We start from the raw sequence: 25943 nt of genomic DNA on the forward strand, positions 1-25943 counted from the left end.
TATGTGTCATCCTGAGCGTAGAGCCGAAGGCTCGAAGTCGAAGGATCCAGTTATTTTAATGAATGATTTAAATCAAAAGCTTCTCGCGATTATTCAAGACGGCTTTCCGTTGGTGGAACGCCCGTATTTGCGTTTGGCGGAAATGTTAAATGTCTCGGAACAAGAAGTTTTTGATGCCGTAGAAGGTTTGCGTTCGTCTGGCTTAATTCGTCGCATCGGTGGCGTTTACGATTCCAAGAAACTTGGCTTTATTTCGAGACTTTGTGCAGGGAAAGTACTGACTTCGGAAAATGATTTTTCGGCAGAACATCATGCGCAAACACCGATGGAAAAGTTTGCTGCCGTCGTGAATGACGAACCTGCAATTACGCACAATTACATCCGTAGTCACGAATATAATGTTTGGTTTACGGTCATTGCCGAAAACGAATCCGCAATCCAGTCCGTTGTGGACCGCGTTTGTGCAGAAACTGATTTGCATGATGTTCACGTTCTCACCGCCTCCAAGAAGTATAAAATCAATACGGTGATGTCATTAGACGAGAGACGTGGTTCGGCAGGCTCACCAACCTTGACGAAAGACGAAAGAGGCGAGTGTGCTCCGGCTTTGCGTCATTCTGACAACCAAGTCCCGCGTCATTCTGACAACAGTACCATACGTCATTCTGAGCGCAGCGAAGAATCCAGTAAATTCTTGGGAAAACTCACTGACTCAGACAAATCCCGTATCCACTTTGCTTGCGACGACATCCCGCATACGCTCACTCCGTTCAAGGACTGGGGTGTTTCTTGCGATGAACTTCGCGAAGACATTGCTGCTAAACGTATGCGCCGCTTTGGGGCGATCCTCCGTCATCAAGATGCGGGATTCCCCTGCAATGCGATGGTGTGCTTTAGGTTAGACGAGAGACGAACAACGAGCGACGAATGTGAATTGAATGAAATGCTTGCGGAATCTCGTCATTCTGAGGACCGAAGGGCCGAAGAATCCAGTAAAATTAAATCTCTTGCGAAAAAGCATTTTGTTTCGCACTGTTACGAGCGCCCGTCTTTTAAAAGCTTTCCTTACAATTTGTATGCAATGATGCATGCGCAGACGCCCGAAGAATTGGACGGTTTCATCAAGGAATCCGTGGCTTTGCTTGATAACCCGGAATACGTCGTTCTCCATTCCCTCAAGGAACTCAAGAAAACGAGCTTTAGATTTTTTGCGTAGTCCAATCTTTTCTATCTTTGGACTATGCGCAAAATTTACATGGCAGGCATGAGCCACAAGGTGGCTGAAATCGCGATTCGCGAAAAGTTTTATATCCCGATGGATGTAAAGACTGAGGCGTTGACGCATTCTCCGTTTGATGAACTTTTGATTTTGGCAACGTGTAACCGCACGGAAGTCTATGTGGCGAGCGACCGCGGAATTACGGATGGTGAACTCGTTCGTTATGTGTGTGGACTTGCCCGTCAAGACTACGATGATTTTGCGAAGTTCTTTTATTTTAAGTCGGGTGACGATGTTGCACACCATGTGATGAATGTGTGTGCCGGTCTTGATTCTGTCGCCATGGGTGAAGATCAAATTTTGCACCAGATTGGTCGTGCGTACGAGACGGCGCACCAGCTGAATGCAACGGGCAATACGCTGAACAAGCTTTTCCAGAGCGCCATTCACACGACAAAGCGCATTAAGACCGAGACGAACTTGAGCAAGCTCAGTTGCAATATTCCGTTCTTGGCGATGAAGCAAGTGCAGAAGACTTTTGACGATCTTGAAAATCGTACCGTGTACATCGTGGGGCTTGGCGAAATGGGTTCGCTGATGCTCAAGTATGTACAAGAGAATACGACCAAGATTTTTGCAAGTAGTAAGACTTTTGCGAATGCCGAAAAATTTGCGGATGTTCTCACGCCTGTGAAATTCGAAGATCGCTACGATGTGCTTGGAAAGTGCGATGTCGTGATTCTCTGTAGCGCTTGCCAGGAACCGATTGTCACGAAAGATGAATTTGTTAAGGCTCTTCAGGTCGCGGAATCTGCTGAAACAGTTCATTCAACGCGCTTGATTATTGATCTCGGTAGCCCGCGCAATGCTGAAGCTTCTATTGGCGAACTTCCTGGCGTTGAATACGTTTGTGTTGATGACCTCGAAAAAATTGTTTCTGAGAATCGTCGTTTGCGAATGATTGAACTTGATGCCGCACAGAAAATCTTGAAAGAAGGTCTTGACGAATTTTTGCATTGGAACCGCATGGATGAGGTATCCAAGCAAATTCATTTGCATGCCGAGAAAATGCTCACGACGGCAAATGAAGAATCTGAAAAGTTGTTGCGTTCCATGCCGGAACTTTCAGAAGATGACCGCCACCGCATCCAGATGATGTACGAACGCTTTGCGAAGAAAATGGCAAATGACTTTTTGTATAAAGTCAAGGCCGAAAATTCTCCCGAAGATGTGCAAGTGTTCCTGAAGTGCTTAGATTCGAAATCTAGTCACGCCGTACATGATGCGGAATCTCCTAGAAATTAGAGGAGGCTTGCTGTGAGTGACTTGAAATTACGTATCGCAACGCGCAAGAGTGCATTAGCTTTGGCGCAAACCACGATGGCGGCAGATGCTATTGTCGCTGCGAATGCTGCGAACGCAGAAACGCTGACATATGAACTTGTCTCCATGACAACCGAAGGCGACCGCCGTTTGGACAAGTCGCTGGCAAGCTTTGGCGGCAAGGGTGTGTTCATCAAGGAACTCGAAATTGCGCTCCTCGAAGGTCGTGCGGATATTGCGATTCACAGCTTGAAGGATATGCCAGCCGAAGTGCTGCCGCAGTTCAAGCTTGCAGCAGTCCTCAAACGCGAAGACCCGCGAGATGCTTTCCTTTCACGTGGTGGTGCTGCTGGGGTCCGCTTTATGGATTTGCCGGCTGGCGCTCGCGTCGGTACGGGAAGTATTCGTCGTGTAGTACAGCTCAAAGCGCTCCGCCCGGATTTGGAATATGTGCCGATTCGCGGAAACATCCAGACTCGCATTGGAAAGCTTGCAGAACTTGATGGCGTTGTGTTGGCGGCTGCGGGTCTTAAGCGCATGGGCCTTGCTGACCAAGTAACGGAATATTTTAGCACGGAACAAATGCTCCCTGCTAGCGGTCAGGGAATCCTTGCGATTGAAACGTTGAATGATGAAACTGCTCAAGAAACGCGCAACTCTCGTCGTACGGACATTGTGCAAATTCTCGCTCGTGCAAATGATGTTGCGACATTCTGCATTGCCTCTGCTGAGATGTCGTATTTAAAGGCTCTCAATGCAGGGTGCCAATTCCCGGTGGCTAGCTTCGCTGAATTTATTTCTGATGATAGTGCTGAAGATCGCGGCACTTGTGGCGCACTCGAAGAGAATGCGCGGACCTTGAAAATCCGCGGCATCTACTGGGACGAAAAGTCTAGCCGTCTGCTCCGTGCAGAAAATTCGGGTGCAATTGATTTGAACTCTGCGGACTCTGTCCAACAAGCCAAGAATTTGGGCGTTGAACTCGCTTGTGCAATTCAAAAACAATTGTAACTTGCTTTGTCATTCCCGACTCCGTTCGGGAATCGCCATCTTGTATCGCAAAAAAAATATCCCGCGCATTTAGGATGTGCGGGATTAATTTTGTATAGTCAAACCTTTTCGTTATTGCGAGTCGCGAAAAGACGTTGCAATCTACATGTTACTTCTTTTCAGGCTTTGACACAACAGGCTTGATCCGTTTGCCGCAAAGCGTCACGATAATTCCTGCCTGTGCGAACATGTAGTAAGCCGTGTCGCGGCTGTTGTTCAACGTGGACTTCGGATCGTAATCGTCCTTGGTCACGAACACTTCGGCAACGCCCGAAAGGCTGATGTCCAAAGAGCAGCGTTCGCACGGGAAACCAATCACGTAAAGCTTGGAACCCGGAGGAACCTTACCGCGGGCATAGTGGAGCGCGTTGATTTCGGCGTGGACCATGAACGGATACTTGTTCGCTTCGAATTCATGGTGGCTCAAAAGCTCGCCTGAGTCGGCGTCTAGCAAGTCGTAAGCGAGAAGTTGCTTTTCGCGCGTGTACGGAACGGTGTCGTCGTCAAATCCGGCGGGAGCGCCGTTGTATCCCGTGCTGATAACGCGCCCGTCGGCGCTCACAAGAACGGCACCCATTTGGGTATTTTGGTCTTTGGAAAGGCGTGCCTGGGCACACATCATCTGCGTATAGACTTCGTCGCGGAGCTTTGATCTAGAACTATTCATGCTAAAAAATATAGGCAAAATTTTAATGGCGAAGTTTTTCTAAATTTGGTTTCGATGGAAAATTCGAATCATTTTGGCAAAGTTTATTTGATTGGCGCGGGCCCGGGCGATCCTGGACTTTTGACCGTGCGCGGAAAGTCGATTCTTGAAAAAGCCGATGTTGTGGTTTACGATCGTTTGGTTTCACCAGGCGTACTCTCGTTATGTAATCCGAAAGCAAAGATGGTGGATGTGGGCAAAATGCCGACGCACCACAAGGTGAAACAGTCCGAAATCAATAAGCTCTTGGTAAAATTTGCACTTGAAATGCCGGGTGCGACTGTTGCGCGTTTGAAGGGCGGCGACCCGTTTGTGTTCGGTCGTGGTGGCGAAGAGGCTTTGGAACTTGTCGCTGCAGGCGTCGAATTTGAAGTTGTGCCGGGCGTGACCTCTGCCATTGCTGTGCCTGCCTATGCGGGCATTCCCGTGAGCCATCGTGGAATTGCAACAAGTTTCCATATCATCACCGGGCATGAAAAAGAAGTAGACAGTAGGAAGTCGGAAGTAGGAAGTGATTCTGTCATCCTGAGCGAAGTGCGTAGCACGAAGTCGAAGGATCCAAGCCAGAATCTCTCGCTAGACTTTGAAAATCTCGCGAAGTGCCAGGGAACGCTCATCTTTTTGATGGGCATTGCCAATATGGACTTTATCGCACGTCGTTTAATTGAGTGTGGCAAAGACCCGAAGACTCCGCTTGCATTTATCGAAAAAGGGACGACCCCGAACCAGCGTACCGTTATGGCTACGCTTGAAACAGCGGGGGAGACCATTGTCCGTGAAAATGTGACGGCACCCGCAATTACGATTATGGGTGGAGTAGTTGAACTTGGTAAAACTCTTGCGTGGAAAAAGAATTTGCCGCTTTCGGGCAAGCGTTTGGTTGTAACGCGAGCTGCAAAGCAATCTAGTGGGATTACTGCTCGACTGACAGCCCTTGGTGCCGAAGTCATCGAAACTCCGATGATCGAAACGCGTTCTTTGGGAAAGCCACAAACCGTGTGTCATCCTGAGCGGAGCACCGTAGGTGCGGAGTCGAAGGATCCAGGCTTGCAAGGTTCAGTCGATTTCAAATCTCTCGCGAACTTTGACATTCTCGCTTTCACAAGTACGAATGGTGTTGAAAGCTTCTTTAAGCAGTTGTTCGCTGCGGGTTATGATGTGCGCGTCCTTGCGGGCAAGAAAATTGCGAGCGTAGGGAAGATTACCGAAAAGAAGTTGCTTGAATTCGGCATCCGCTGTGATTACGTTCCCGAAGACCACACTGGCGAAGGTCTTGGCTTGTTGTTGCGTGACGTGGTTGACAAGTGCGAGCATGTCATCCTGAGCGAAGAGCGTAGCTCGGAGTCGAAGGATCTAGTAGAGTCTCGTATTCTTCTTTTGCAAGGCAATCTCGCAGACGATACTTTGCTCAAACTCTTGCCGAAAGCAACTCGTTGGACGGTTTACGAAACGCTTCCGGTCGCTGAACTCCCGGATTGGAAACGTGAAGCCATCGCCAGTGCCGATGCCATCGTCTTCGCTAGCTCCAGCGCCGTCGAGAATTTTAGCAGTGTTATCCCTGCGGCCTCATCTGTCATCCCCGCGAAGGCGGGGATCTCCTTTGACCTTTGCCCCCATACGTCTTTCTGCATAGGTCGCATGACTGAAGCTTCCGCGAAAAAGCATGGCTTTGAAACGATCACCTCAGACGAAACGACGATGGATTCCCTTGTGAAAAAAATTGTGGAATATTACACGATGGGGGAGAATGCTTAATGAAAGCCATTCTTATTATCGCTCATCATTGCATTTTGCCAGGTGCGTACAAAGGATTCGAAGAAATCCTCGACCGCTTGCATCATGATTTGCCCGGTACGCGCGTGGCGAGCACGAGTTTGTTGGATTTGGAAAACGACCTCCGTACGCTTTTGCGCGAAGATGTGGAATCGGTGACGCTTCTGCCGTATTTGCTGTTGAACGGTCAGCATTCCAAAAACGATGTGCCGCGTGTTGTTGCAAAATTGCAGGCTGAATTCCCGCAAATTCCGATTACGCTTCTGCCTTGCCTTGGCGATTGGAAAGAATTTTCGAGTATGGTGGTTGCTGGAGTCCGCTCCGCTCAGAACGCGTGTACTTGTGCCCCTTTGTCATCCTGGAGCCACGAATGTGGCGATAGGATCCACTCAGAGCGAGCCCATAGCTCAAACCTCTTTTCCATCGAGTTGAATCTTGAAGGGCGTAACGTTCTCGTTGTGGGCGGTGGCCGCATTGCACTCCGCAAGGTGAAAACGTTAATCCCGACAGGTGCTCACATCACAGTAGTCGCTCCGCAATTCGACCCCGAATTCAATGCGCTTTGTTGTCATTCTGAACGAAGTGAAGAATCCAGTTGTTTCTCGAATTCAGCATCTGTAGAACCCTCTTCTATCACACTAAAACAGCGCCCGTACGAACCGCTTGACTTACGTTGCGTTTTCATGGTATTCATTTGTACCGATCAGCCCGCTGTCAATGCGCAAGTTTCTAACGATGCCCGCGCTCGTCGCATTCTCGTGAATAACGCTTGCGATTACCTCGACGGCGATTTCATTGTGCCTGCCCGCATGGACTTTGGCGAAAACATTGCCGTGACCGTCTCCACGCAGGGCCGCGCTCCCTCGCTCGCGAAAAAGCTCAAGCAGAAAATCCAGACCGAATGGGCCGATGACCTTGAGCAAATTGAAAAAGATTTTAATTGTTCTTTTTAATGTTTTTTGGTTTTTTGACAGAAAAATGACAAAAACAATTTGTATTTTGGTATAAAAAAAGAGGATGAAATGAAATCAATAGAATTGTTTGCTGGTGGTGGTGGTCTTGCTTTGGCGTCATCTTTATCAGGTTTTAGACATTCTTTTCTTGTTGAGTGGGATAAAGATTCTGCGAAGACTCTTGCGCATAATTTTTCTGGTCTCAATTTACGTTCATCTTCATCTATATTCAATGGTGATATTCAGTCTATAAATTTTTCTGATTATTCAGGGAAAATAGATTTATTGTCTGGAGGACCTCCATGCCAACCCTTTTCAATTGGAGGAAAGTCCAAAGCTTATAATGACAGACGTGATATGTTTCCTGAAGCAGCCCGAGCCTTATCAGAAATCAAGCCCAAAGCTTTTGTTTTTGAGAATGTTCGAGGATTATTGCGAAAAAATTTTTCAAAGTATTTTAATTATATACTTCTGCAATTAACTTATCCTGAAATAAGTAAACGAGAAAATCAAACGTGGGAAGATCATCTTGCTATTTTAGAGAAACATCAAACAAGTCGTTCTTTTTATAATGGGTTGAAGTATAATGTTGTGTTTAGATTAGTTAATGCTGCGGATTATGGTATCCCTCAAAAGCGAGAACGTGTTTTTATCGTTGGTTTTCGAAGTGATATTAAGGGTAATTGGAGCTTCCCCGAAACAACGCATTCTAAAGAATCTCTTGAGTACTCCAAGTATGTGACAGGAGATTATTGGAAAAGACATTCGTTGCCTTTTCAGAGAAAAAGTGATTGCACATTAATGATTCCTTTTGAAAATGGAAAGAAACCTTGGGTCACTGTTCGAGATGCCCTTTCAGATTTGTTAGATAACAAGGTGAATGGAAAAATAATTCCAAATCATGTTATTCAACCAGGTGCTAAGCAATATGTGGGGCATACCGGAAGTTCTTTGGATGAACCTTCTAAAACGATAAAAGCCGGTGCTCATGGTGTTCCTGGTGGTGAGAATATGATAATTCTTGATGACGGGTCTGTCCGTTACTATACAGTTCGTGAAGCTGCTAGAATACAGACCTTTCCAGATACTTATGAATTTCCATGCTCATGGACAGAAAGCATGCGACAAATAGGTAATGCAGTGCCTGTTCAGTTAGGTAAAATTGTCATAGACTCTGTTGCAAGGATGTTAAAAAATGCAAGAATCTAAAATATTTAATCCGCTAGATAAGGAAAATTTAGGGAAAAGCGTATCTTCAGCCATTCTTTCGCAACCTGTTTACTCGTTGTCTGATTTGAAAGAATTTGTTGGTGCTGGTGTATATGCTATTTACTATAAAGGATCTTTCCCTTTGTACAAAAAACTTTCAAAGAAAAATCAATCTGAATATCTTTGGCCTATATATGCTGGAAAGGCTGTTCCTCAAGGTGCTCGAAAGGGCAATTTAGTTTTAGATTCTTTGTCGGGAAAAGATTTATTCAAAAGATTAAATGAACATCGCAAATCTATTGAAGCTTCTGAAAATTTAGAAATAAAAGATTTTTATTGTAGGTATTTGATTGTTGATGATATTTGGATACCTCTTGGGGAATCTGTTTTAATACAGCAGACTAAGCCTCTTTGGAATAATGTTATTGATGGATTTGGAAATCATGATCCTGGTAGTGGTCGCGGGAAACAATTGCGTTCTCCATGGGATATGCTTCATCCCGGAAGAGAATGGGCAAAAAAGCTGCCCGTTGGTAAATCAGTGTCCGAAATTGAACAGTCTGTTAACGATTTTTTTAATGCCAATTTCTAAGTGTAGTTTACTTTTTATCCTAAAATTTATCACATATAACATAGATACTAAATTATGATTATTCGTCCTCGCCGTTTACGTAGAAATGAAGTTATCCGCAACATGGTTGCAGAAACTGCTGTGAATCCCGATGCCCTCGTTTACCCGATGTTCGTGGTTGAAGGAACGGGAATCAAAGAAGAAATTCCGTCCATGCCGAACCAGTTCCGGTTCTCGATTGATGAAATCTTGAAGGAACTCGAAAGCTGTGTTGCGCTTGGCATCAAGTCTATTTTGCTGTTCGGTATTCCGAATCACAAGGACGAGATGGCGACTTCGGCATACGATAACGATGGCATTGTGCAACGAGCCGTGCGCGCTATCAAGGCAAAGTTCCCGAATTTGTATGTGATTACGGACGTGTGCCTTTGCGAATACATGAGCCATGGTCATTGCGGCATCATTAAGGATGGCGATGTGGATAACGATCCGACGCTTGAACTTTTGGCAAAGACTGCGGTCTCTCAGGTGGCAGCCGGTGCAGACATGGTGGCTCCGAGTGACATGATGGACGGTCACATCACGGCTCTCCGCGAAGCTCTTGACAATGCTGGCTTTACGAATACGCCGATTATGGGTTACAGTGCAAAGTTCGCAAGCGCTTATTACGGCCCGTTCCGCGATGCGGCTGATTCCGCTCCGCATTTTGGCAACCGCAAGAGTTACCAGATGGATGTGCGCAATGGTCGCGAAGCGCTCCATGAAGTAGAACTCGATCTTGAAGAAGGTGCAGATATCGTGATGGTAAAGCCTGGCCTCGCATTCCTCGATGTGCTTCGCCAGACGGCTGAAATCAGTAATGTGCCAGTTGCTGTGTATAACGTAAGTGGTGAATATTCGATGGTCAAGGCCGCTGCAAAAATGGGCTGGATTGATGAAAAATCGATTATCCGTGAAAACATGATTGCGTTCAAGCGAGCCGGTGCCGATATCATCATCACGTACCACGCTAAAGAAATCTTGGAAAATAAAATTCTGTAAGGGAGATGCTCGCTTACTTCGGCTGCGCTCAGCACAGGCTCCGGCGGGCATGACAATTAAAAAGGGATGCAGTAATGAAAGAATTTGATTTGTTCTTGAAAAATCTTGGCGTTTCAAATGCTCTTGCTCAGGACATCATTGAAATTGCGATCGTGCTTGTTGCTATCGTCATTGTTTTGGCGATTATCAAGTTTATTCTTAGTTTTGCCATTAAGAAGGGCGCTGACGAGTCGGTAAAGCCGCTACTTTATTCGCTATTCTCTTATGCGATTTATATTGTCGGCTTGCTCATGATTCTGCACATCCTCGGTGTGAACACTGCTGGAATCGTGACGGTGATCGGTGCGGCATCTCTTGCTATCGGCCTTGCTTTGAAAGATACGCTTGGCAACATAGCTTCGGGAATCCTCTTGCTATTCCTCCATCCGTTCCGTGCTTCGGACTATATTGAATGTGGTTCCTTGAAGGGAAAAATTGTGGGCGTGGGCCTTTTCAACACGACGCTTATTTCGCTGGATGGTCTTTACGTTTCTGCTCCGAATAGCACTTTGTGGGGTTCGCCGATTATAAACTACAGCCGTAATCCGACTCGCCGTTTGGATTTGTCTTTTGGCATTGATTACGCTGATTCTGCGGAAAAGGCGATGAACGAAATGAAGCTGCTTGTCGATAATGATCCCGATGTTTTAAAAAATCCGGCTCCAGCATTCTTTGTCTCTGCGCTTGAGGATAGCTCGGTGGCGGTCAATTTGAGAATTTGGGTTAATACATCTAAGTATTGGGATATGCGTTGCAAGTACATGAAGCAAGTCAAGGAACGATTTGACGAAGTCGGTATTTCCATCCCGTTCCCGCAGCGCGTGGTACATATCGTTAAGGAAGGATAGATAATTTATATGAATCACTCTTTAAGCGAAAAGTTGTTTGCAGAAGCAAAAACGCTCATGCCGGGTGGCGTGAACAGTCCTGTACGTGCGTTTAGCAATGTGGGGGCGACGCCTCCGTTTATCAAGCGAGCCAAGGGCAGCCACATTTACGATGTGGATGGCAACGACTACATTGATTACGTGGGCAGCTGGGGCCCGATGCTCCTGGGCCATGCGCACGATGCTGTAATTAAGGCGGTTGCCGACACGGCTCAGAATGGACTCAGCTTTGGCGCTCCGTGTGGCTTGGAATCGGAACTCGCGAAGCTCGTGATGAGCCTTGTGCCGAGCGTCGAGATGATTCGCATGGTGAACAGTGGAACCGAAGCGACGATGAGTGCAATTCGTGCGGCTCGCGGTTTTACGGGTCGCGATAAGATTGTGAAGTTCGAAGGTTGCTATCACGGCCATAGCGATAGCTTGCTCATCAAGGCGGGCTCGGGAATGCTCACGACGGGCAAGCCGAGCAGCAAGGGTGTGCCTGCGGACTTGGCAAAGTACACGCTCACGCTCCAGTACAACGATGTGGCGGGCGTTAAGGAACTTTTCGACAAGATTGGTGACGAAATCGCAGGTGTGATTGTAGAACCGGTGGCTGGCAACATGGGCGTTGTCCCTGCGAAGCCGGAGTTCTTGCAGACGCTTTCTGAAGAAACTAAAAAGCATGGCGCTTTGCTCATTGTCGATGAAGTCATGACCGGTTTCCGTGTCGGCATCCATTGTGCACAAGGTCTCTATGGCATTAAGCCGGATCTCACCACGTTCGGTAAGATTATCGGCGGTGGCATGCCGGTGGGCGCATATGGCGGCCGCTTGGACGTGATGCAGCAAATTGCGCCGCTTGGTGGAATTTACCAGGCGGGCACACTTTCGGGCAATCCGGTCGCGATGGCGGCAGGTCTTGCAACGATGCGTGAACTTTCAACGCATCCTGAACATTACGTGCATGCCGAATCCATGACAAAACGCTTGATTGCAGGGCTTAAGACCGCTGCAACCGAAGCGGGCATTCCGCTTGCGACAAACCAGGTCGGTTCCATGGGCTGTATCTTCTTTACCGAAGGGCCGGTCACATGCTTTGCCGACGTGCAAAAGTCCGACTTGGAACTCTTCCGCCGTTACTTCCTTGGAATGCTCGATGAAGGATTCTACTTTGCGCCGAGCCAGTTTGAAGCCATCTTCGTGAGCGCCGCTCACACCGAAGACGAAATCGACCGCACCATTGAAGCCGCTCGAAAAGTGTTTAAAGCGCTGTAGTTCTGGAATGTTAAATTTTTATTATTTATTTTGATTGAATTATGTTATATATTATGGGTATCATAATCAACAAGATGGAGAATAAAAATGAAAAAAATCATGATTCTTGCAGCTATTGGAAGTGCGGTCGTTCTCTCTGCTTGCGCTGCCGCTTCTAAAGCCTCGTCGGTTGTTACTGATGCCAGCGATTGTACGGTTTCTAGTACCGATAACTCGGCTACAGCCACAACGAAAGGTGGCTCCGTTACATTCACGCAGACTGAAAACGGTTATTCCATGACTTATGGCGGTGTCCTAAGCTCCCTTGAACCAAAGGAATTTGATGTAAAGGTAGGTAAGGAACAGCTGCTTGATATGGCAAATAAATACTGCGCTGATAACAAGTAAAGTTTAAAAAAATCCGACTTCTTTAGAAGCCGGATTTTTTAATGTCGCCCGCCCGTCTGTCTGCGACGGGACGTTTTTCGTTATTTCATGTCATCCTGAGGCGAAGCCGAAGACTACTCAGAAGGCGAGTGTTGCAAAAATGAGTGAACTCATTTTTATAACCGAGCCGAGGAGTAGGGGCTTTGCCCCATCCAGTTACTTCTCGTTGTTTGCAACTGTTTCGCTTGCTGCGTTTTCCGCATTCGCTTCGTCCGGCGCCGTCACATTCTCAGCCGTATCCTTGTCGCGGATTGTTGCGCGGCGAATCTTTCCGCTGATCGTCTTCGGCAGTTCCGTCACAAAGTCAATGATGCGCGGACTCTTGTAGCTTGCGGCAATGTTCTTTGCAAAGAGCTGGATTTCCTTCGCAAGTTCCTTGGATGCTTCATAGCCCTTCTGCAAAACGACCGTTGCCTTGACCGCCTGCCCGCGAGACTTGTCTTCGACGCCCGTGACAGCGACTTCCAATACGGCTGGGTGCTTGTGCAGCACTTCTTCCACTTCAAATGGGCTGATGCGGTAGCCGGAACTCTTGATCAAGTCATCGGTACGGCCCACAAACCAGAAGAATCCGTCTTTGTCGCGGTAAGCCGTATCGCCAGTGTGGTATACGCCGCCTTCAAAGACTTTTTCGGTGCGTTCTGAATCGCGATAGTAACCGCCGAACATGCCAAAGGGCTTGCCTTGGTCAATCTTGATGATCAGTTCACCGACTTCATCGGCAGCGCAAGGTTTACCTTCGGCATTGATGATTTCCATCTGGTAACCCGGAGAGGGCTTGCCGATAGAACCCGGGTGCGGTTCGCTAAAGCCAAAGTTGCCCGTCGTGAGCGTGAGTTCGGTCTGTCCGTAGCCTTCCTGCATGCGGATGCCCGTCTGCTCGAAGAACCTGTTGTAAATGTCCAAGTTCAAAGCTTCGCCAGCGGTCGTGCAGTACTGCAAACTTGAAAGGTCGTACTTGCTGAGGCCATGCTGCAAAATGTAGCGGTACACGGTCGGCGGTGCGCAGAATGTCGTCACCTTGTATTCCGCCATTTTCTCGAGGAGCTTGCCCGGGATGAACGTGGTCATGTCGTAAGTGAATACAGCACTTCCTGCAATCCATTGCCCGTAAATCTTGCCCCAGAGAGCCTTGGCCCAGCCTGTTTCGGCGACGGTCAAATGGCGGCCTCCGTCCACAACATGCTGCCAGTACTTGGCGGTCACAATGTGTCCGAGCGGATACGTATAAGTGTGTGCCACCATCTTCGGGTTTGAACTTGTGCCACTCGTGAAATAGACGATCATGATGTCGTCGTTATGCGTTGCGGCATCGCCAACGGGGCGTTCAAACGTCGATGGGAAAAGTTCATAGTCATCGTAGAAGCTGATCCAGTTCTGGCGAGCGGTCTGGCCGACAGTCACGAGCTTTTCGACCGATTCGCACTTGGACTTTGCTTTGTCCACTTCCTTTTGCAAGGCGGGATCGTCATACGTCACGACCATCTTGATTTCGGCGGCGTTGAATCGGTATTCCAAATCTTCGGCGGCGAGCATGTTAGTTGCCGGGATGGCAATCGCGCCAATGCGGTGCAGCGCCAGCAAGAAAAACCAGAATTCATAGCGGCGGCGCAAAATGAGCATCACGCGGTCGCCTTTTTTGATTCCTTGTTCTACGAGGAAATTTGCCGTGCGCTGGGAGGCAAGTGACAAGTCCTTGAATGTGAAAATGTGGTCTTCGTCGTTGTCGTCGCACCACACGAGGGCTTCGCGCTTAGGCTCCGTCTTGGCATATTCGTCAACAACGTCATAAGCGAAGTTAAAATCGTTTGGAATCGTTATCTTGAAATTTTTATACAAGTCTTCATAAGACTTGTAATCAATTTTAGATAGAAACTTATTTAAAATCATCTGTGCGAAGTCCTGAAATTACAAGTCCTTGTACATGATTTTTTCGCGCAAGGTCGAAATGTAGCGCACCATGTTCAAAATGCGTTTTTCGCCAATTGTCCTGAAGTCTTTATCGTGGAACACCAGACGATGGACTCCACCCGGCAGGAGCATACGGAGGCAGGCGTAGGTCTGTGCAATACCGAGGAGCGGAGTTGGCAAAATCGAGAAGCTAAGCGTTGCAGAGTTCGTCTTCTTGATGTTGCCTTTGACTTTCTGGTAAATGCCGTGGAAATCTTCGTAGTAGTCGAAAATTTCAAGAGCCTGTTCCTTGAGGTACTTGTTGCCAAACCAGACCGGCGGGATAAAGCCGGAGGGCTTGCCGCTGCCGTGAGCCTTCCACAGTGCGAGACTGCGCTTGAGGAGTGCTTGCGTGAAGCGCTCGTCGATGCCTGCAAATTCCGCTTCGTTGTTCGAAACGAGGAGCGCGAGCTTGCCTGCTATGCTACGATTCAGCGAAAGATCTGCGCGGTGACGTGCACCGTGGAGCATGATCTCGTAACCTTCCTTGACGAACTTGTCGAGTTCTTCGCGGAACTGTTCGGCTTCGGATTCCGGGGCAGCACCAAATGCGGGGATGACCGCAATGCTGATAGGGGAGCCTGCCGCTTCTGCAAGCTTTCTAATCTGGACGGATGCCTTCTTGAAGTTGTTCACGCTAAAGCTATGGTAGCAAAGAATGAACTTCTTCTTCTTCTGGAAGGTCGCTTCGGCCGCTTGGATGTCGGCGATATCTTTATTCTGTTCCATAAGCTACTCTTGATCCTTAGATTTGGTAGAAACTTCTTCTTCCAACTTCTGCGAAATGAAGAGGTGGTAGAAAAAGAACAGTATTGCGCTGCAAATGGTTGCTTTAATCCAGGATTTGAAAAGCCAATCAGACATAGCGGCTCCTTTGTTTAATCTTTAAACTTCTTGATGACGACAATGCCGTTGTGACCGCCAAAGCCAAGCGAGGCGGACACTGCAACATCGATGTTCCCTTCGACGCCCTTGTGCGGCACGTAGTCGAGGTCGCATTCGGCGTCCGGGTTGTCGAGGTTGATGGTGGCGGGATAGAACGAATCGCGGATGGCGAGTGTGCTGATCATCGCTTCGATAACGCCTGCTGCACCGACGCAGTGGCCGGTCATGCTCTTGGTGCTGGAGACCTTGATCTTGTAGGCGTGTTCGCCGAGCGCAATTTTCAGCATCTGCGTTTCGGTGAGGTCGTTCAAGTGCGTCGAGGTACCGTGGGCATTGTAGTAGTCCACATCCGTTGGGGCTATGCCCGCATCTTTCAATGCCTTGACCATAGCCTTCGCGCAGGTTTCTCCACCCGGGCGCGGGCTTGTGATGTGGTAAGCGTCGGCAGAAGAACCGTAACCGGCGACCTCGGCGTAAATCTTTGCGCCGCGGGCCTTGGCGTGTTCGAGTTCTTCGAGCACGAGAATGGCTCCTGCTTCACCCATGACAAAACCGCTGCGGTCCTTGTCGAACGGGCGAGATGCCTTTTCGGGGGTATCGTTGAACTTGTCGGTGAGGGCATGCATGCCCGCAAAGCTCTTGATGGAGTAGTCCGTGATGGCGCTTTCGGAACCGCCGGCGAGGCAGACGTCAAGTCTGCCCGAGCGGACGGCGTCAAGGGCAACGCCGATGGCGTCCGTGCCGGAGGCACAGGCGGTGCAGACCGTCCAGGCGGAGCCTGTGATTCCAAGTGCGATGGAGACGTTTGCGCAGGCTTCGTTTGCAATCAGTTCGGGCATCGCAAGCGGCGAGACTCGGCGGCGGCCACCTTCGATGTACTTGAAATAAGTTTCTTCGACAACGTCCATGCCGGCAAGGCCGTTACCGGCGACAATGCCTGTGGTGTCCTCGGCGAGCTTTTCTCGGCTGAGGCTTGCGTCCTTGACCGCTTCGTTAGCGGCGGCGACGAGAAACTGCGTGAAGCGGGCCATGCGGCGGGCTTCCTTCGGGTCGATGCCGTGTTCTTCGGGCTTAAAATCCTTGACTTCTGCCGCAATTTTCACCGGGCAGTTTGTAGCATCGAACAATGTGATCGGACCGATGCCGCACTTGCCAGCCTTGATGGCGTTCCAAAGTTCGGGGGCGGATTTACCTACGGGGGTCACCGCACCCATACCAGTAATTACAATTCTTCTTCTATTCATAAAAATCTACAGTGTCATTCCCGCCTTAGAGCGGGAATCTCCATTTTCGAATCATTCTTTTCTAAGATAGTATTTTTAGAATGGTAACGTTAATTATATAGTATTATAATGGGTTATATTGCAAAAATGACGTGAAAATAAGGCTTTTTTTGAAAATTATTTTGTTATTTTATGATAAAAATTAACCTCTCGAAGGAGAAATCATGAAAAAAGTCGTTCTTGGTACTGTAATTGCAGCAGCTGCACTTTTTACAGGTTGTGAAGACGTCAAGGAAGTTACATCCTGTGATCTGAAGGGTTATGTTCTAGGGTATGACGTGCACGCGTGTGTGGAATCTGAGGATGATGCTTATATTAGGGCGGCTTGTACAAGCGAATATACTGGATTTTTGGGCTCGTCTTCTGTATCTTCTGCTGTTGTTAGTTCTGGTTGCTCGGGGCAGGCTACGAAAATCTGTAACTCGGTCCAAAATGGTGTAGAATTGACTTTATATATGTATGGATCTGCGTTTAAGAATGTTGATTGCAAAGATTATGAAGATTATGCTCATAAGTGAACCTAGTTGATTTGTAGGCTTTTCGGTTCATTTGGTTTTAAAGTATTTTTTTTGAAGATTATTGTAAAAAGAATGAACATGCAATATGGCAAATTGGCTTTTTTTTGAGAATTTTAGACGTGTAATGTAAATTTTTATAAATGATTGTCGTGAGTTTATTGTTTTTTTATAAATAATTTGTAATTTTTGCACAAATGTTATACACCAAAAAAGGAATTAATATGAAAAAAGTTGTTCTCGCTGCTGTGATTGCTTCTGCTGCTATTTTTGCAGGTTGCGAACTCAAGGCTGTTGATGATGTCACGTCCTGCGATGCAAAGGCTACCGCTTTTGGCATTTCCGTTCATAACTGCATTGAATCCACAAATGATGAATTTATCAGGAGCGAATGTGCAGATACCCGTGAAGATTATTCTGGCTATGGTTCTGCTACTGTTGGTTCTGGCTGCTCTGGTAGCGCTGTTAAGACTTGCGATTTCCGCGTCGATGGCACGGCAGTCACAGTCTATATTTATGATCAGGTTACTGCACTGAAGTCTTGCGATGCTATCAGAGAAGGTTTTTACGACTAATTTGTTGTTATAGCTTTGATAACATTTTACCCGGCTTTTATTGAGCCGGGTAATTTTTTTTTAGTTGTACATTTTTCTGTTCTGTTGTACTCTGTTTTTGTAATTTATGCGCAAATTCAAATCAAAAAAAAGGAGTACATATGAAAAAAATGATTCTTGGTGCTGCCATTGCGACGGCATCGTTATTCACAGGCTGCAAACTTTCTGCGGCTGATGATCTCACATCTTGCGACGTCAAGAGTACGTTCATAATCGATACTCATCAGTGTGTTGAATCTACTGATGCAGATGCAATCACCAGGTTCTGCTCTGAACAGAGATCAAAGCTGGTGACTGGTTCTGCAATCACTTCGGCTTCTGCATGTCCTGGTGGTGCTAAAAAGACCTGTAATGGCAAGTATGGTACGTACTACTTGTACGATGACTTCTCTGCAGTCACATCTTGCGATAATTATAACTAAAATTGACGATGATCGTTCTTTGATGTGCCCGGTTGTAAAACCGGGCATTTTCTATATTTGCTGGCGTAAAAAACAATTTGAATGAGGTCTATGGCATGATCGTCTCTTGGATGACAACGAATAAGTGTAACTTGACGTGTAAACACTGCTATCAGGACGCAGGCGAAAACAAGTCTGCCGAACTCACGACATCAGAAGCGCTCAAGCTCATCGACGAGATTGCGAAGGCCGGATTCAAAATCATGATTTTCAGCGGTGGCGAGCCGATGACTCGCCCGGACATCGTTGAACTTGTGGCTCATGCCCGCGAACGTGGACTCCGCCCGGTGTTTGGCACGAATGGAACGCTCATCACGCATGATTTGGCTTTCAAGCTCAAGGAAGCGGGGGCCATGGCAATGGGCATCAGCGTTGATAGCATTGACCCCAAGCGCCATAACGATTTCCGCGGCCTTCCGAACGCCTTTGAACTCACGTTGATGGGTATCGAAAATTGCAAGGCGGCTGGCCTCCCGTTCCAGATTCACACGACCATCATGGACTGGAATCAGAACGAAATTTTTGACATCATGGACTGGGTCAAGGAAATCGGTGCCGTGAACCACCAGATCTTCTTCCTCATTCCGGTGGGTCGTGGTAAGGAAATCGAAGGTCATGCGCTTCGCGTTGCCGAATACGAAGGACTTCTCCGCAAGATTATGGAAAAGAGCCGCACACTCGGTATCCCGGTGAAGCCGACTTGCGCTCCGCAGTTCCTTCGCATTGCAGACCAGCTCGACATCAAGACGCGTTACAGCCGCGGTTGCCTCGCGGGTCTTGACTACTGCATTGTAAGCCCGATTGGCAAGGTGCGCCCCTGCGCCTACATGATGGAAGAAGCGGGCGATGTTCACGATACGCCGTTCGATGAAATTTGGGCCAATGCCGAAATCTTCAAACAATTGCGTACAAAGGCTTACAAGGGCGCTTGTTCCAAGTGCAAGTTCAATGACCGCTGTGGCGGTTGCCGCGCCCGAGCCGCTTACTACCATGACGGTGACTTCATGCAAGAAGATTCGTATTGCGCGTACGGGAGAGGGCTGTAGTTTAGTAGGAAGTAGACGGTAGGACAAATGCGTAAGTCAAGCATCGCGAATGCGTCATCCTGACGACCGTAGGGAGGAAGGATCCAGTCGCATTCTTTATTACTGTGTCATCCAGAACTGTTTTTCTTAGGAGTTAACGATGATAGATTTTTTGAATTATACCAAAGATACAATTGCTTGGATTATCTTTCTTATCAATAGTTTTGTAATTTTTTTCTTGACGGATAGAGGGCGTTTCACAAATCATCCATCCATAAAATGGAATGCTCGTTTTGTCCTTTTAGCCGTATTTTTTGGAGAAATGTGCATTTTTTTTAGAAAGTTTCCGTGGGATTTTGAATATACAGGTATGAGAATTTTTTTATCTATACTATTTTGGTACATCTTTCTTTTTCCACAATTCTTTTCCGTCGATAATCCTAAACAAGAGCAGATAAAGAACAAAGACAACAAATCTTAGTATGAACAACATAACCGATAACAGCGCAAATCGATCTTCTGAAATTTCACTGGATCCTTCGACTTCATCACTTCGTGATTTCGCTCAGGATGACAAATCACGTTCGTCTTTTTCTCAAGATGATGTTCGCTTTATGCGCATGGCGCTTCGTCAGGCGCAGATTGCTTTTGACATGAAGGAAATTCCGATCGGTTGCGTTATCGTGAAAGACGGAGTCGTGATAGGGAAGGGCTACAACCAGGTCGAACAGCTCAAGGATGCAACCGCCCATGCCGAAATCATCGCGATTGGAACTGCCGCAAGTACGCTCGATAACTGGCGCTTGGACGGCTGTACGCTTTACGTTACGCTCGAACCATGCCCCATGTGCGCAGGCGCTATACTCAATAGCCGAGTTTCCCGCATTGTTTACGGTTCTCCGGATTCCCGTTTTGGCGGTTGTGGCACGACGATTGATGTCATTACCGGCAATGCCCTCAAGCGCGCGGTTGAAGTCACGGGCGGCGTTCTCGCCGATGAATGCCTCGGACTTTTGAAAGGCTTTTTCCAGCAGATGCGCCTCGAAAAAGGCGATACTGGCGCAAAACCTCCTACTCCGTAATATTTTTTACTTAAATTTAAGGCATGAATTTTACCAAGTTTAGCGCTATTTCTGCGCTCTCTGTTGCGCTTTTTTGCCTTTGTTCCTGCGAACGGAACGAGATTCATCTTTCTTTTAACACGCAAACCGTTTCCCCGCAGACGTTCGTTCTCGAATCGACGTTGAACGCAAGCATTCCTGGCGATTCCGTCAACGAACCTGAATCCATGCGAACACACGTGAATGTCCGCAGCACGATGAGTCTCCTCATGTCGTATGACGATGGCTCAGGCCGCTTCGAAATGAAAATCGATTCCGTCGATTACACAAGCGACAAGCGCTCTGTCGATGAATTCCGCAATATCGAAAAGTATTTATCTATTCAGAATTTCCAGTTCAAGCTTGATCATGATGGCATTATCACGGACCCGACCATCGAAAACGCGCTTGATATGCCGTCCGAAGATGACCTGAACCTCATTCCGCTTTTCCTCAAGGCTCAGCCTCTTCTCCCTGAAAAGCCGGTGAAGCTTGGTGAATCCTGGGAACGCCAGATGCCGATTTTCGGCAAGGGCAATAGCTCCACGACTGTTTATAAAACGTTCACGCTGCAAGACGTTTACCTCCAGGATGGCGTGCGTATGGCTAAAATCCACATGGGCGTGAAATACCTTGAACTCCCGGATACGACTTCGAATTTGCAGCTGAAGAGCAGTGACTATGTCGTGGGCGATGGCATGGTTCTCTTTGATGTCACTCATGGAATCATCTCATCTGCCGAAATGAATCTCGTGGCTGTTATTGATGTGTGCGACCTCGTTGCCGGTGATACGCTTTCAAGCATGAATGTCAATCAGAAAATCACGTTGAGGAACATTCAATGAAAGATTTAATCCGTTCCTCTCTTGTTGCTGTAGCGACAATTGCCTGTGCGGCTGTTGCTTCTGGCATGCCGTTCCCTGTTGCCGAAAACAACAAGGTCTTTTTGCAAGAAAAAGACAGCCCTTATGTGCTCGAACAGGGCGTGGTTGTTGGTGCTACAGATACACTTGTTATTGAACCGGGCGTGACTGTCTTGATGGGCGAGTTTGCAAAACTCATGATCCAGGGGTCGGTAAAAATTGCAGGTACGAACGATAAACCCGTTATTTTTAGTGGCGCTGATTCTGTGGCGAACTGGAATGGTTTCCACATCATGTCTAGCGTGGTGCCGTTTGAAATCAAGAACCTGACCGTCGAGAATGCGTTTCGCAATACGATTTTCCGTTCTAGCGGAACTCTCGAAAACGTCAATTTCTTCAATAACTATTATGGCCTCTGGGTGGATGAAAGCCCCAATGTAACGCTTACGCGTTGCACGTTTGCTCATAACCGTTACGCCTTGTCTGTGAGGGCTGGTCGTGTTGTTTCGAACGGCACAAGCATCTCCGAAAATGTCTACGGACTTTATCTCGAAACCGAAGGCAAGCTCGATGGTGATTCGGATTTGATCCGCAACAACCAGGAATCCGATATCCGCAGTGAAGCCGCTGATTTGAAGACGAGTAAAAAGCGCGTCCGCCGCAACGTGTGGCACAACATCGAAGCGCGTTTCTAAGAGGTTGTCGTGGAAGAAGCTTTCCGTAGAGCCATACGTAAGATGACTGGGGCAAGCGTTCGCTTGGCTGTGCGTCCGAATCGCTCGGCTATTGTCGCGACGCTTTCTCAGTCCATGATGGTCACGTGGTCGATTGCGCTCTTTGAACATCTCGATGCCATGCTTAACAATCCGGCTGCAAATGTCGGCAGTTCCGAACTCATCTCATACAGCGAGTCTGCCTGGAAACTTTGCGAATCGGGATTCCCGCAGATTTTCAAGGATTGCGAAAAGCTTTACAGCGAGTTCCGCGCGAAGTGGATCCAGCGCTTTTCGACCGATGAAGTCTTGCGACTCTTGCTCGAAGGTGGCGATTTCTTGGTCCACGACGAAGAAAAGGGCTGGGCCTTAACGGTCAAGAACAACAAGCAGGACATCAACAACTTTTATTCGGCGACAATTCACTTGCTCGTGAGCGATGCAGAACCTTTGTTTGTGCGTATGCACGGCCGCGTGATGCAGTTACAAGAGAAGCTCTGCAAGTACTGGCTTTCTGAAAGTGCAGTGGACCCCGTATCGAAGCTATTGCCTTGCCTCGAAGCCTCGCTTCGCGAAAAAGAAAACGCCATGGTGGTCTCGCTACGTACGTCCTTGAACTCGCTTGCGAAAAAGCGCTTTGCGGCGGCTTTTGCCTCTAAAGGCCCGGTGCGTTACTATTCGTCCGCGATGTCCTGCGCCCGCAATGTGGGTCGTTACTGGAACCCGCATTACGCATACGAAAACTGCTTCCTTGCGTTTACGGATGATTTTTGTGATTACGCCCAGGGGCTTACGACTCAGGTTATCGAGTGGTACCAGAGCAAGTGGTCCCTTTTCCTTCGCGGGTTCTCTCGCGGTCAGTTGAACTTGTTTGAAACAGTCGCTCCTTATCAAGCGCAGAATGTGTAGGTAAAAAATGAAAAATGCATTCAATACGATTCTAATTTTGACGGTGGTGGGTTTTGTAGCCCTTATCGCAGGCGCTCTCTACTTTGGCGCCCCGGCGTTTGGCTGGATCATCATGATCGCCATCATGGCTGTTTACTTGGTGGAGCAATTTTCTGCCATCCGCAAGATGAAGCAGATTATCACCGAAGACGAAATTATCGATTCTTGCGAAAAAGGAAACGCTTATCCAGAATCTGGAACGGGCGTTGTCGCGAAGAGAATTGAACTTGCAAAGCGTCTGTTGCAAAAGAACATCCGCCTCGATTCCCCGATTGCTTTTGACGTGCTCTCGTCGGGGTCTTCGATTCCGCTCAACCGCAGCGTGGGTTCGACGGTCATTCTCCTTGGCCTTATGGGTACGTTCTTCGGCCTTATGCAGTCTGTGGCGACCGCCGGTGGTGCGATTGACAATTCTACGACTCAGGGAACACTCGATACGATTCAGGTGCTCTTCCAGAACATGAAGGGCATTTTCGGTACTAGCCTTTGTGGTTTGTTTGCCGCCTTGATTCTGGGGGCAAGCCGCACGGTGCTTAGCTCCAAGCGCGATGAATTCATGGCGCACCTCGATACATTCACGCTAGACATGCAAGAAGATGAAGCCGCAGAAGGCGTGATTGAAGAAGACAAGAACGAGCTTGAACGCCTCTTTGAATCTGTCGAAAAGAATTTGTCCGTGATTGCGTCTTCCGTGAAGGAAGGCTTGGCTGGCGTCGTTTCGATGGTGGGCGAGGAACTCTCTACTATGACCTCGAAGTTGAACCAGGATGTTGTGGAATCTGTCCAGAAGGTTTCTACTGAAATGACCTCCTCTATTAAGGTTATGAATAGCTCACTTGAAGGTGCTGTGGCGAATGCCTTCAGCCCGATCAATGAAAATATCGGTGCGCTCTCCAAGTCTGTTGAGGCTATCCCGTCGAAACTCGATGATAAACTCAATGGTATTTCTGTCGCCTTGAATGCTAGCCTCGAAGGTCTTTCTTCAGGCGTAAAGTCTTCGCTTGATGGAGTTTCTGGCAATGTGGAATCGGCTCTTTCCAAGGTCGCCGTAGATGTCAAGGCTGGCCTTGATGGCGTTGCTTCCGATGTTAAAGCAGGGCTTCAGGATGTGGCGAAAGGCACGATGGATGTGGCATACCTTACAAAGGATGCAATGGACGAAGCTTCTAAGAGCATTGGTGATTCCGTTGCCGAACAGGTCAAGCAGTCCAGCGAACAGTGGGAAAGCTTTATGCAGCGCCTCGAAGACAAGACGACTGCCAACGTGGATTCCCAGCGCGAAGGTCTTGAAACGCTCAAGAACGTGGCTCTCCAGGTTGCCGAAAAGGCTCAGGCCGGTTCTGCAGAACTCTCCCAGAACGTCTCCGAAAAGCTCGGTGCCCTTTCCTCCGACATTCTCGGCGCATTCCAGAAGCTTTCCGAAACGTCGAGTGTACTTCTCGAAGCTCAAAAGGCTCTTACCGAAAGCATCGACAATCGCGTGGTCAAGGAAAAAGAAGCCACGGATGCTCTTGGCGGAAACATCGTGGAAACCGCAGAACTTATGCGCGTGAACCAGTCCGAACTCAGCGCGAACCTCGAAATGCTGCGTAGCGGCCTTGAAACGATTCTTGAAAAGCTCTCCGGTGATACCGCAGAACACGAAGAAGAAGACAACTTTGTCGAACACTTGAACCAGTCTCTCGAAGCCTTCCACGAACGCGCGAGCGAAGTGCTCATGGAAAATGCGGTCAAGACTCAGGAAATCTTGCTCGAAGTTCTCGAACAGACACAGCGTTCTGCAATCCCCGCTCAACCTAAAGCTGAAGGTTAATCATGCGTCGCAATAGAGACGAAAATAGCAATCCATGGATGGCGTACACGGACTTGGGCGTTGCCCTCGTTTCGCTCTTTATCCTTGCGTTTGTGGCGATGGCGACCCTCAAGGAACAGAAAGCGGAAGACCTCACGCGTACAGAAGAAGAAGTGCTCAGCTGCCAGGAACAGATGCGTAAGATTGCGGCAGAACGCAATGCGCTTTTGTCCAAGAGCTTGCAGACCTCCATCGAAGCAGGCCTTATTGCGCTCGAAGATGGCAAAATCCAGATCCAGGCGAGCTTCCTTTTCCCGATCAACGGTGCAAACCTCACCAAGGAAGGCGAGGGCGTGATCCGCGGCATCAGCAAGGGCCTTTTGGAAGCTCTTGATTCTACTGACGTGATCATGGTGAGTGGCTTTACGGATGATATTCCTTTTAGCGGCTCGACATCGTATACGAACTGGAACCTTTCTACGGAACGTGCCGTGAACGTGGTCAAGATGCTCGTGAAAATGGGCTTCCCGCCCGACAGGCTTTTTGCCGCAGGCTTTGGCGAACACCGTCCGAAGTACCCGAACGATAGCGATGAACACCGTCGCTTGAACCGTCGTGTGGAAATCGGCGTGACTCCGCTCCAGTCGAACAAAACAGCAGAGGTGACGCCCTAATGGAAGAGCTTGCCGAAAAACTATCTGGAATCAAGGAGAGTATTGATGCCATTCGCAAGACTGGCAAGCTTTCGCATTGGCGGATGGTTTATGCGGATACGCTTTGCACACGTGCCCAGGAATACGTGGCTGTGGATCGCTATCCAGAGGCGAAGCTCGTTGCTGAAAAGCTGGAGCGTTGGATTCATGCGCACAAGCCTGCTCTCGAGACGAACAAGGCTGATACGCGCCCTCCGATGATTTTCTGGAATGTGGACTTGCTGAACAAGATTGTTGCACGAATCCGTTCGACACTTGAAACGAAGAAAATGCTTGTTCCGGCGACCGAACGCGATTCCATCAACCGTCGCCTGAATCTTGTCGAAACCTGGATCCAGAAGGGCGAATACCTTGTGGCGCACGATGAACTTTTGGCGCTCCGCAGTGCCTTGATTGCGCGACTCCGCCGAAGCTACCGCGCCCGAGTTGTTGCCACTTCGGCCTATAGCGGCGGCTTTGTTCAACCGACAAGTTCTATGGTCGGCCTGTACAACTCGCTCCATACGCTCGAAGAAACGTTCCACATTGTGGGCGAACACGACCCGATCTGGATCGAAGATTTTCTCGAAATTTACAACGATTTGTTCAGAATCGTGGATAGATTAGTACCCCAGGAAAAAAAGTAAT

The 25943-nt window shown here is 48.3% G+C and carries 28 protein-coding genes; 23 read left to right on the forward strand and 5 right to left on the reverse strand.

From position 1 onward, the window contains the following. The first annotated feature begins 58 nt into the window (after nucleotides 1-58). Genes B7990_RS03645 through hemC form a run of 3 tightly spaced genes read left to right on the forward strand, consistent with a single transcriptional unit; the run spans nucleotide 59 to nucleotide 3553 of the window. Nucleotides 59-1216, forward strand: coding sequence for an Lrp/AsnC family transcriptional regulator (locus B7990_RS03645; protein ID WP_088639658.1), 1158 nt, complete (start codon nucleotides 59-61; stop codon nucleotides 1214-1216). Between the two features lie 24 nt (nucleotides 1217-1240). Then, nucleotides 1241-2524 (forward strand): glutamyl-tRNA reductase, encoded by a 1284-nt coding sequence (gene hemA / locus B7990_RS03650; protein ID WP_088639659.1) that lies wholly within the window; start codon nucleotides 1241-1243, stop codon nucleotides 2522-2524. A gap of 12 nt (nucleotides 2525-2536) precedes the next feature. Beyond that, nucleotides 2537-3553: a hydroxymethylbilane synthase gene (gene hemC, locus B7990_RS03655; protein WP_088639660.1), complete on the forward strand. Its 1017-nt coding sequence runs from the start codon at nucleotides 2537-2539 to the stop codon at nucleotides 3551-3553. Between the two features lie 148 nt (nucleotides 3554-3701). Here the strand turns inward: hemC and B7990_RS03660 are convergent, their stop codons facing one another. Beyond that, nucleotides 3702-4259, reverse strand: coding sequence for a CMP deaminase (locus B7990_RS03660; protein WP_088639661.1), 558 nt, complete (start codon nucleotides 4257-4259; stop codon nucleotides 3702-3704). Between the two features lie 54 nt (nucleotides 4260-4313). Between B7990_RS03660 and cobA the strand changes: the two genes are divergently transcribed. From cobA to B7990_RS03700, 8 genes are all read left to right on the forward strand, one after another. Then, the gene (gene cobA, locus B7990_RS03665; RefSeq protein ID WP_088639662.1) at nucleotides 4314-6053 is read left to right on the forward strand and encodes a uroporphyrinogen-III C-methyltransferase; all 1740 of its coding nucleotides are present in this window, start codon (nucleotides 4314-4316) and stop codon (nucleotides 6051-6053) included. Beyond that, complete coding sequence (locus tag B7990_RS03670; RefSeq protein ID WP_088639663.1) at nucleotides 6053-7024, forward strand: NAD(P)-dependent oxidoreductase; 972 nt, start codon at nucleotides 6053-6055, stop codon at nucleotides 7022-7024. The genes cobA and B7990_RS03670 overlap by 1 nt, the downstream gene beginning before the upstream one ends. 69 nt (nucleotides 7025-7093) lie before the next feature. Next, entirely contained in the window at nucleotides 7094-8233 is a 1140-nt protein-coding gene (locus B7990_RS03675) for a DNA cytosine methyltransferase (RefSeq protein ID WP_088639664.1), read from the forward strand. Next, nucleotides 8220-8825, forward strand: coding sequence for an Eco29kI family restriction endonuclease (locus B7990_RS03680; protein ID WP_088639665.1), 606 nt, complete (start codon nucleotides 8220-8222; stop codon nucleotides 8823-8825). The genes B7990_RS03675 and B7990_RS03680 overlap by 14 nt, the downstream gene beginning before the upstream one ends. A 54-nt stretch (nucleotides 8826-8879) precedes the next feature. Next, a complete protein-coding gene (hemB, locus tag B7990_RS03685) occupies nucleotides 8880-9845 on the forward strand; it encodes a porphobilinogen synthase (protein ID WP_088639666.1) in 966 nt (321 codons plus the stop codon). Between the two features lie 74 nt (nucleotides 9846-9919). After that, entirely contained in the window at nucleotides 9920-10732 is an 813-nt protein-coding gene (locus B7990_RS03690; RefSeq protein WP_088639667.1) for a mechanosensitive ion channel family protein, read from the forward strand. A 9-nt stretch (nucleotides 10733-10741) separates the two neighbouring features. Beyond that, complete coding sequence (gene hemL / locus B7990_RS03695; RefSeq protein WP_088639668.1) at nucleotides 10742-12028, forward strand: glutamate-1-semialdehyde 2,1-aminomutase; 1287 nt, start codon at nucleotides 10742-10744, stop codon at nucleotides 12026-12028. Between the two features lie 99 nt (nucleotides 12029-12127). Further along, nucleotides 12128-12415 carry a hypothetical protein gene (locus tag B7990_RS03700; RefSeq protein WP_141099207.1) on the forward strand — a complete coding sequence of 96 codons (288 nt, stop codon included), beginning with the start codon at nucleotides 12128-12130 and terminating at the stop codon, nucleotides 12413-12415. A gap of 195 nt (nucleotides 12416-12610) precedes the next feature. On the opposite strand, the gene B7990_RS03705 is transcribed toward B7990_RS03700, so the two are convergent. Genes B7990_RS03705 through fabF form a run of 4 tightly spaced genes read right to left on the reverse strand, consistent with a single transcriptional unit; the run spans nucleotide 12611 to nucleotide 16533 of the window. Next, complete coding sequence (locus B7990_RS03705) at nucleotides 12611-14344, reverse strand: AMP-binding protein (protein ID WP_088639670.1); 1734 nt, start codon at nucleotides 14342-14344, stop codon at nucleotides 12611-12613. Between the two features lie 18 nt (nucleotides 14345-14362). Then, on the reverse strand, nucleotides 14363-15133 hold the full coding sequence (locus tag B7990_RS03710) for a polysaccharide deacetylase family protein (protein WP_088639671.1): 771 nt from the start codon (nucleotides 15131-15133) through the stop codon (nucleotides 14363-14365). A gap of 3 nt (nucleotides 15134-15136) precedes the next feature. Beyond that, a complete protein-coding gene (locus B7990_RS15075) occupies nucleotides 15137-15268 on the reverse strand; it encodes a hypothetical protein (RefSeq protein ID WP_254917305.1) in 132 nt (43 codons plus the stop codon). 14 nt (nucleotides 15269-15282) lie between these two features. Beyond that, the gene (gene fabF, locus B7990_RS03715) at nucleotides 15283-16533 is read right to left on the reverse strand and encodes a beta-ketoacyl-ACP synthase II (protein ID WP_088639672.1); all 1251 of its coding nucleotides are present in this window, start codon (nucleotides 16531-16533) and stop codon (nucleotides 15283-15285) included. Nucleotides 16534-16736: 203 nt separating this feature from the next. On the opposite strand from fabF, the gene B7990_RS03720 reads away from it, so the two are divergent. The 12 genes from B7990_RS03720 to B7990_RS03775 all read left to right on the forward strand — a co-directional run bounded on the left by B7990_RS03720 (nucleotide 16737) and on the right by B7990_RS03775 (nucleotide 25942). Further along, nucleotides 16737-17090 (forward strand): hypothetical protein, encoded by a 354-nt coding sequence (locus B7990_RS03720; RefSeq protein ID WP_088639673.1) that lies wholly within the window; start codon nucleotides 16737-16739, stop codon nucleotides 17088-17090. 221 nt (nucleotides 17091-17311) lie between these two features. Further along, nucleotides 17312-17662 carry a hypothetical protein gene (locus tag B7990_RS03725; RefSeq protein ID WP_088639674.1) on the forward strand — a complete coding sequence of 117 codons (351 nt, stop codon included), beginning with the start codon at nucleotides 17312-17314 and terminating at the stop codon, nucleotides 17660-17662. A gap of 140 nt (nucleotides 17663-17802) precedes the next feature. Further along, nucleotides 17803-18123: a hypothetical protein gene (locus tag B7990_RS03730; RefSeq protein ID WP_088639675.1), complete on the forward strand. Its 321-nt coding sequence runs from the start codon at nucleotides 17803-17805 to the stop codon at nucleotides 18121-18123. A 95-nt stretch (nucleotides 18124-18218) separates the two neighbouring features. Then, complete coding sequence (gene nirJ2, locus B7990_RS03735) at nucleotides 18219-19208, forward strand: putative heme d1 biosynthesis radical SAM protein NirJ2 (protein WP_088639676.1); 990 nt, start codon at nucleotides 18219-18221, stop codon at nucleotides 19206-19208. Between the two features lie 139 nt (nucleotides 19209-19347). Then, on the forward strand, nucleotides 19348-19668 hold the full coding sequence (locus B7990_RS03740; protein WP_088639677.1) for a hypothetical protein: 321 nt from the start codon (nucleotides 19348-19350) through the stop codon (nucleotides 19666-19668). Nucleotide 19669: 1 nt separating this feature from the next. Then, a complete protein-coding gene (tadA, locus tag B7990_RS03745; RefSeq protein WP_254917306.1) occupies nucleotides 19670-20269 on the forward strand; it encodes a tRNA adenosine(34) deaminase TadA in 600 nt (199 codons plus the stop codon). Between the two features lie 23 nt (nucleotides 20270-20292). Further along, the gene (locus B7990_RS03750) at nucleotides 20293-21132 is read left to right on the forward strand and encodes a hypothetical protein (RefSeq protein ID WP_088639678.1); all 840 of its coding nucleotides are present in this window, start codon (nucleotides 20293-20295) and stop codon (nucleotides 21130-21132) included. After that, entirely contained in the window at nucleotides 21129-21845 is a 717-nt protein-coding gene (locus B7990_RS03755; RefSeq protein ID WP_088639679.1) for a right-handed parallel beta-helix repeat-containing protein, read from the forward strand. The genes B7990_RS03750 and B7990_RS03755 overlap by 4 nt, the downstream gene beginning before the upstream one ends. A gap of 9 nt (nucleotides 21846-21854) precedes the next feature. After that, a complete protein-coding gene (locus tag B7990_RS03760) occupies nucleotides 21855-22772 on the forward strand; it encodes a hypothetical protein (RefSeq protein WP_088639680.1) in 918 nt (305 codons plus the stop codon). 7 nt (nucleotides 22773-22779) lie between these two features. Further along, the gene (locus B7990_RS03765; protein WP_088639681.1) at nucleotides 22780-24624 is read left to right on the forward strand and encodes a fimbrial protein; all 1845 of its coding nucleotides are present in this window, start codon (nucleotides 22780-22782) and stop codon (nucleotides 24622-24624) included. 2 nt (nucleotides 24625-24626) lie between these two features. After that, nucleotides 24627-25277: an OmpA family protein gene (locus B7990_RS03770; protein ID WP_088639682.1), complete on the forward strand. Its 651-nt coding sequence runs from the start codon at nucleotides 24627-24629 to the stop codon at nucleotides 25275-25277. After that, nucleotides 25277-25942, forward strand: coding sequence for a hypothetical protein (locus tag B7990_RS03775; protein ID WP_088639683.1), 666 nt, complete (start codon nucleotides 25277-25279; stop codon nucleotides 25940-25942). Before B7990_RS03770 ends, B7990_RS03775 begins: the two co-directional genes overlap by 1 nt. Nucleotide 25943: the final 1 nt, after the last annotated feature.

It is taken from the genome of Fibrobacter sp. UWB4 (assembly GCF_002210345.1).
GTDB lineage: Bacteria > Fibrobacterota > Fibrobacteria > Fibrobacterales > Fibrobacteraceae > Fibrobacter.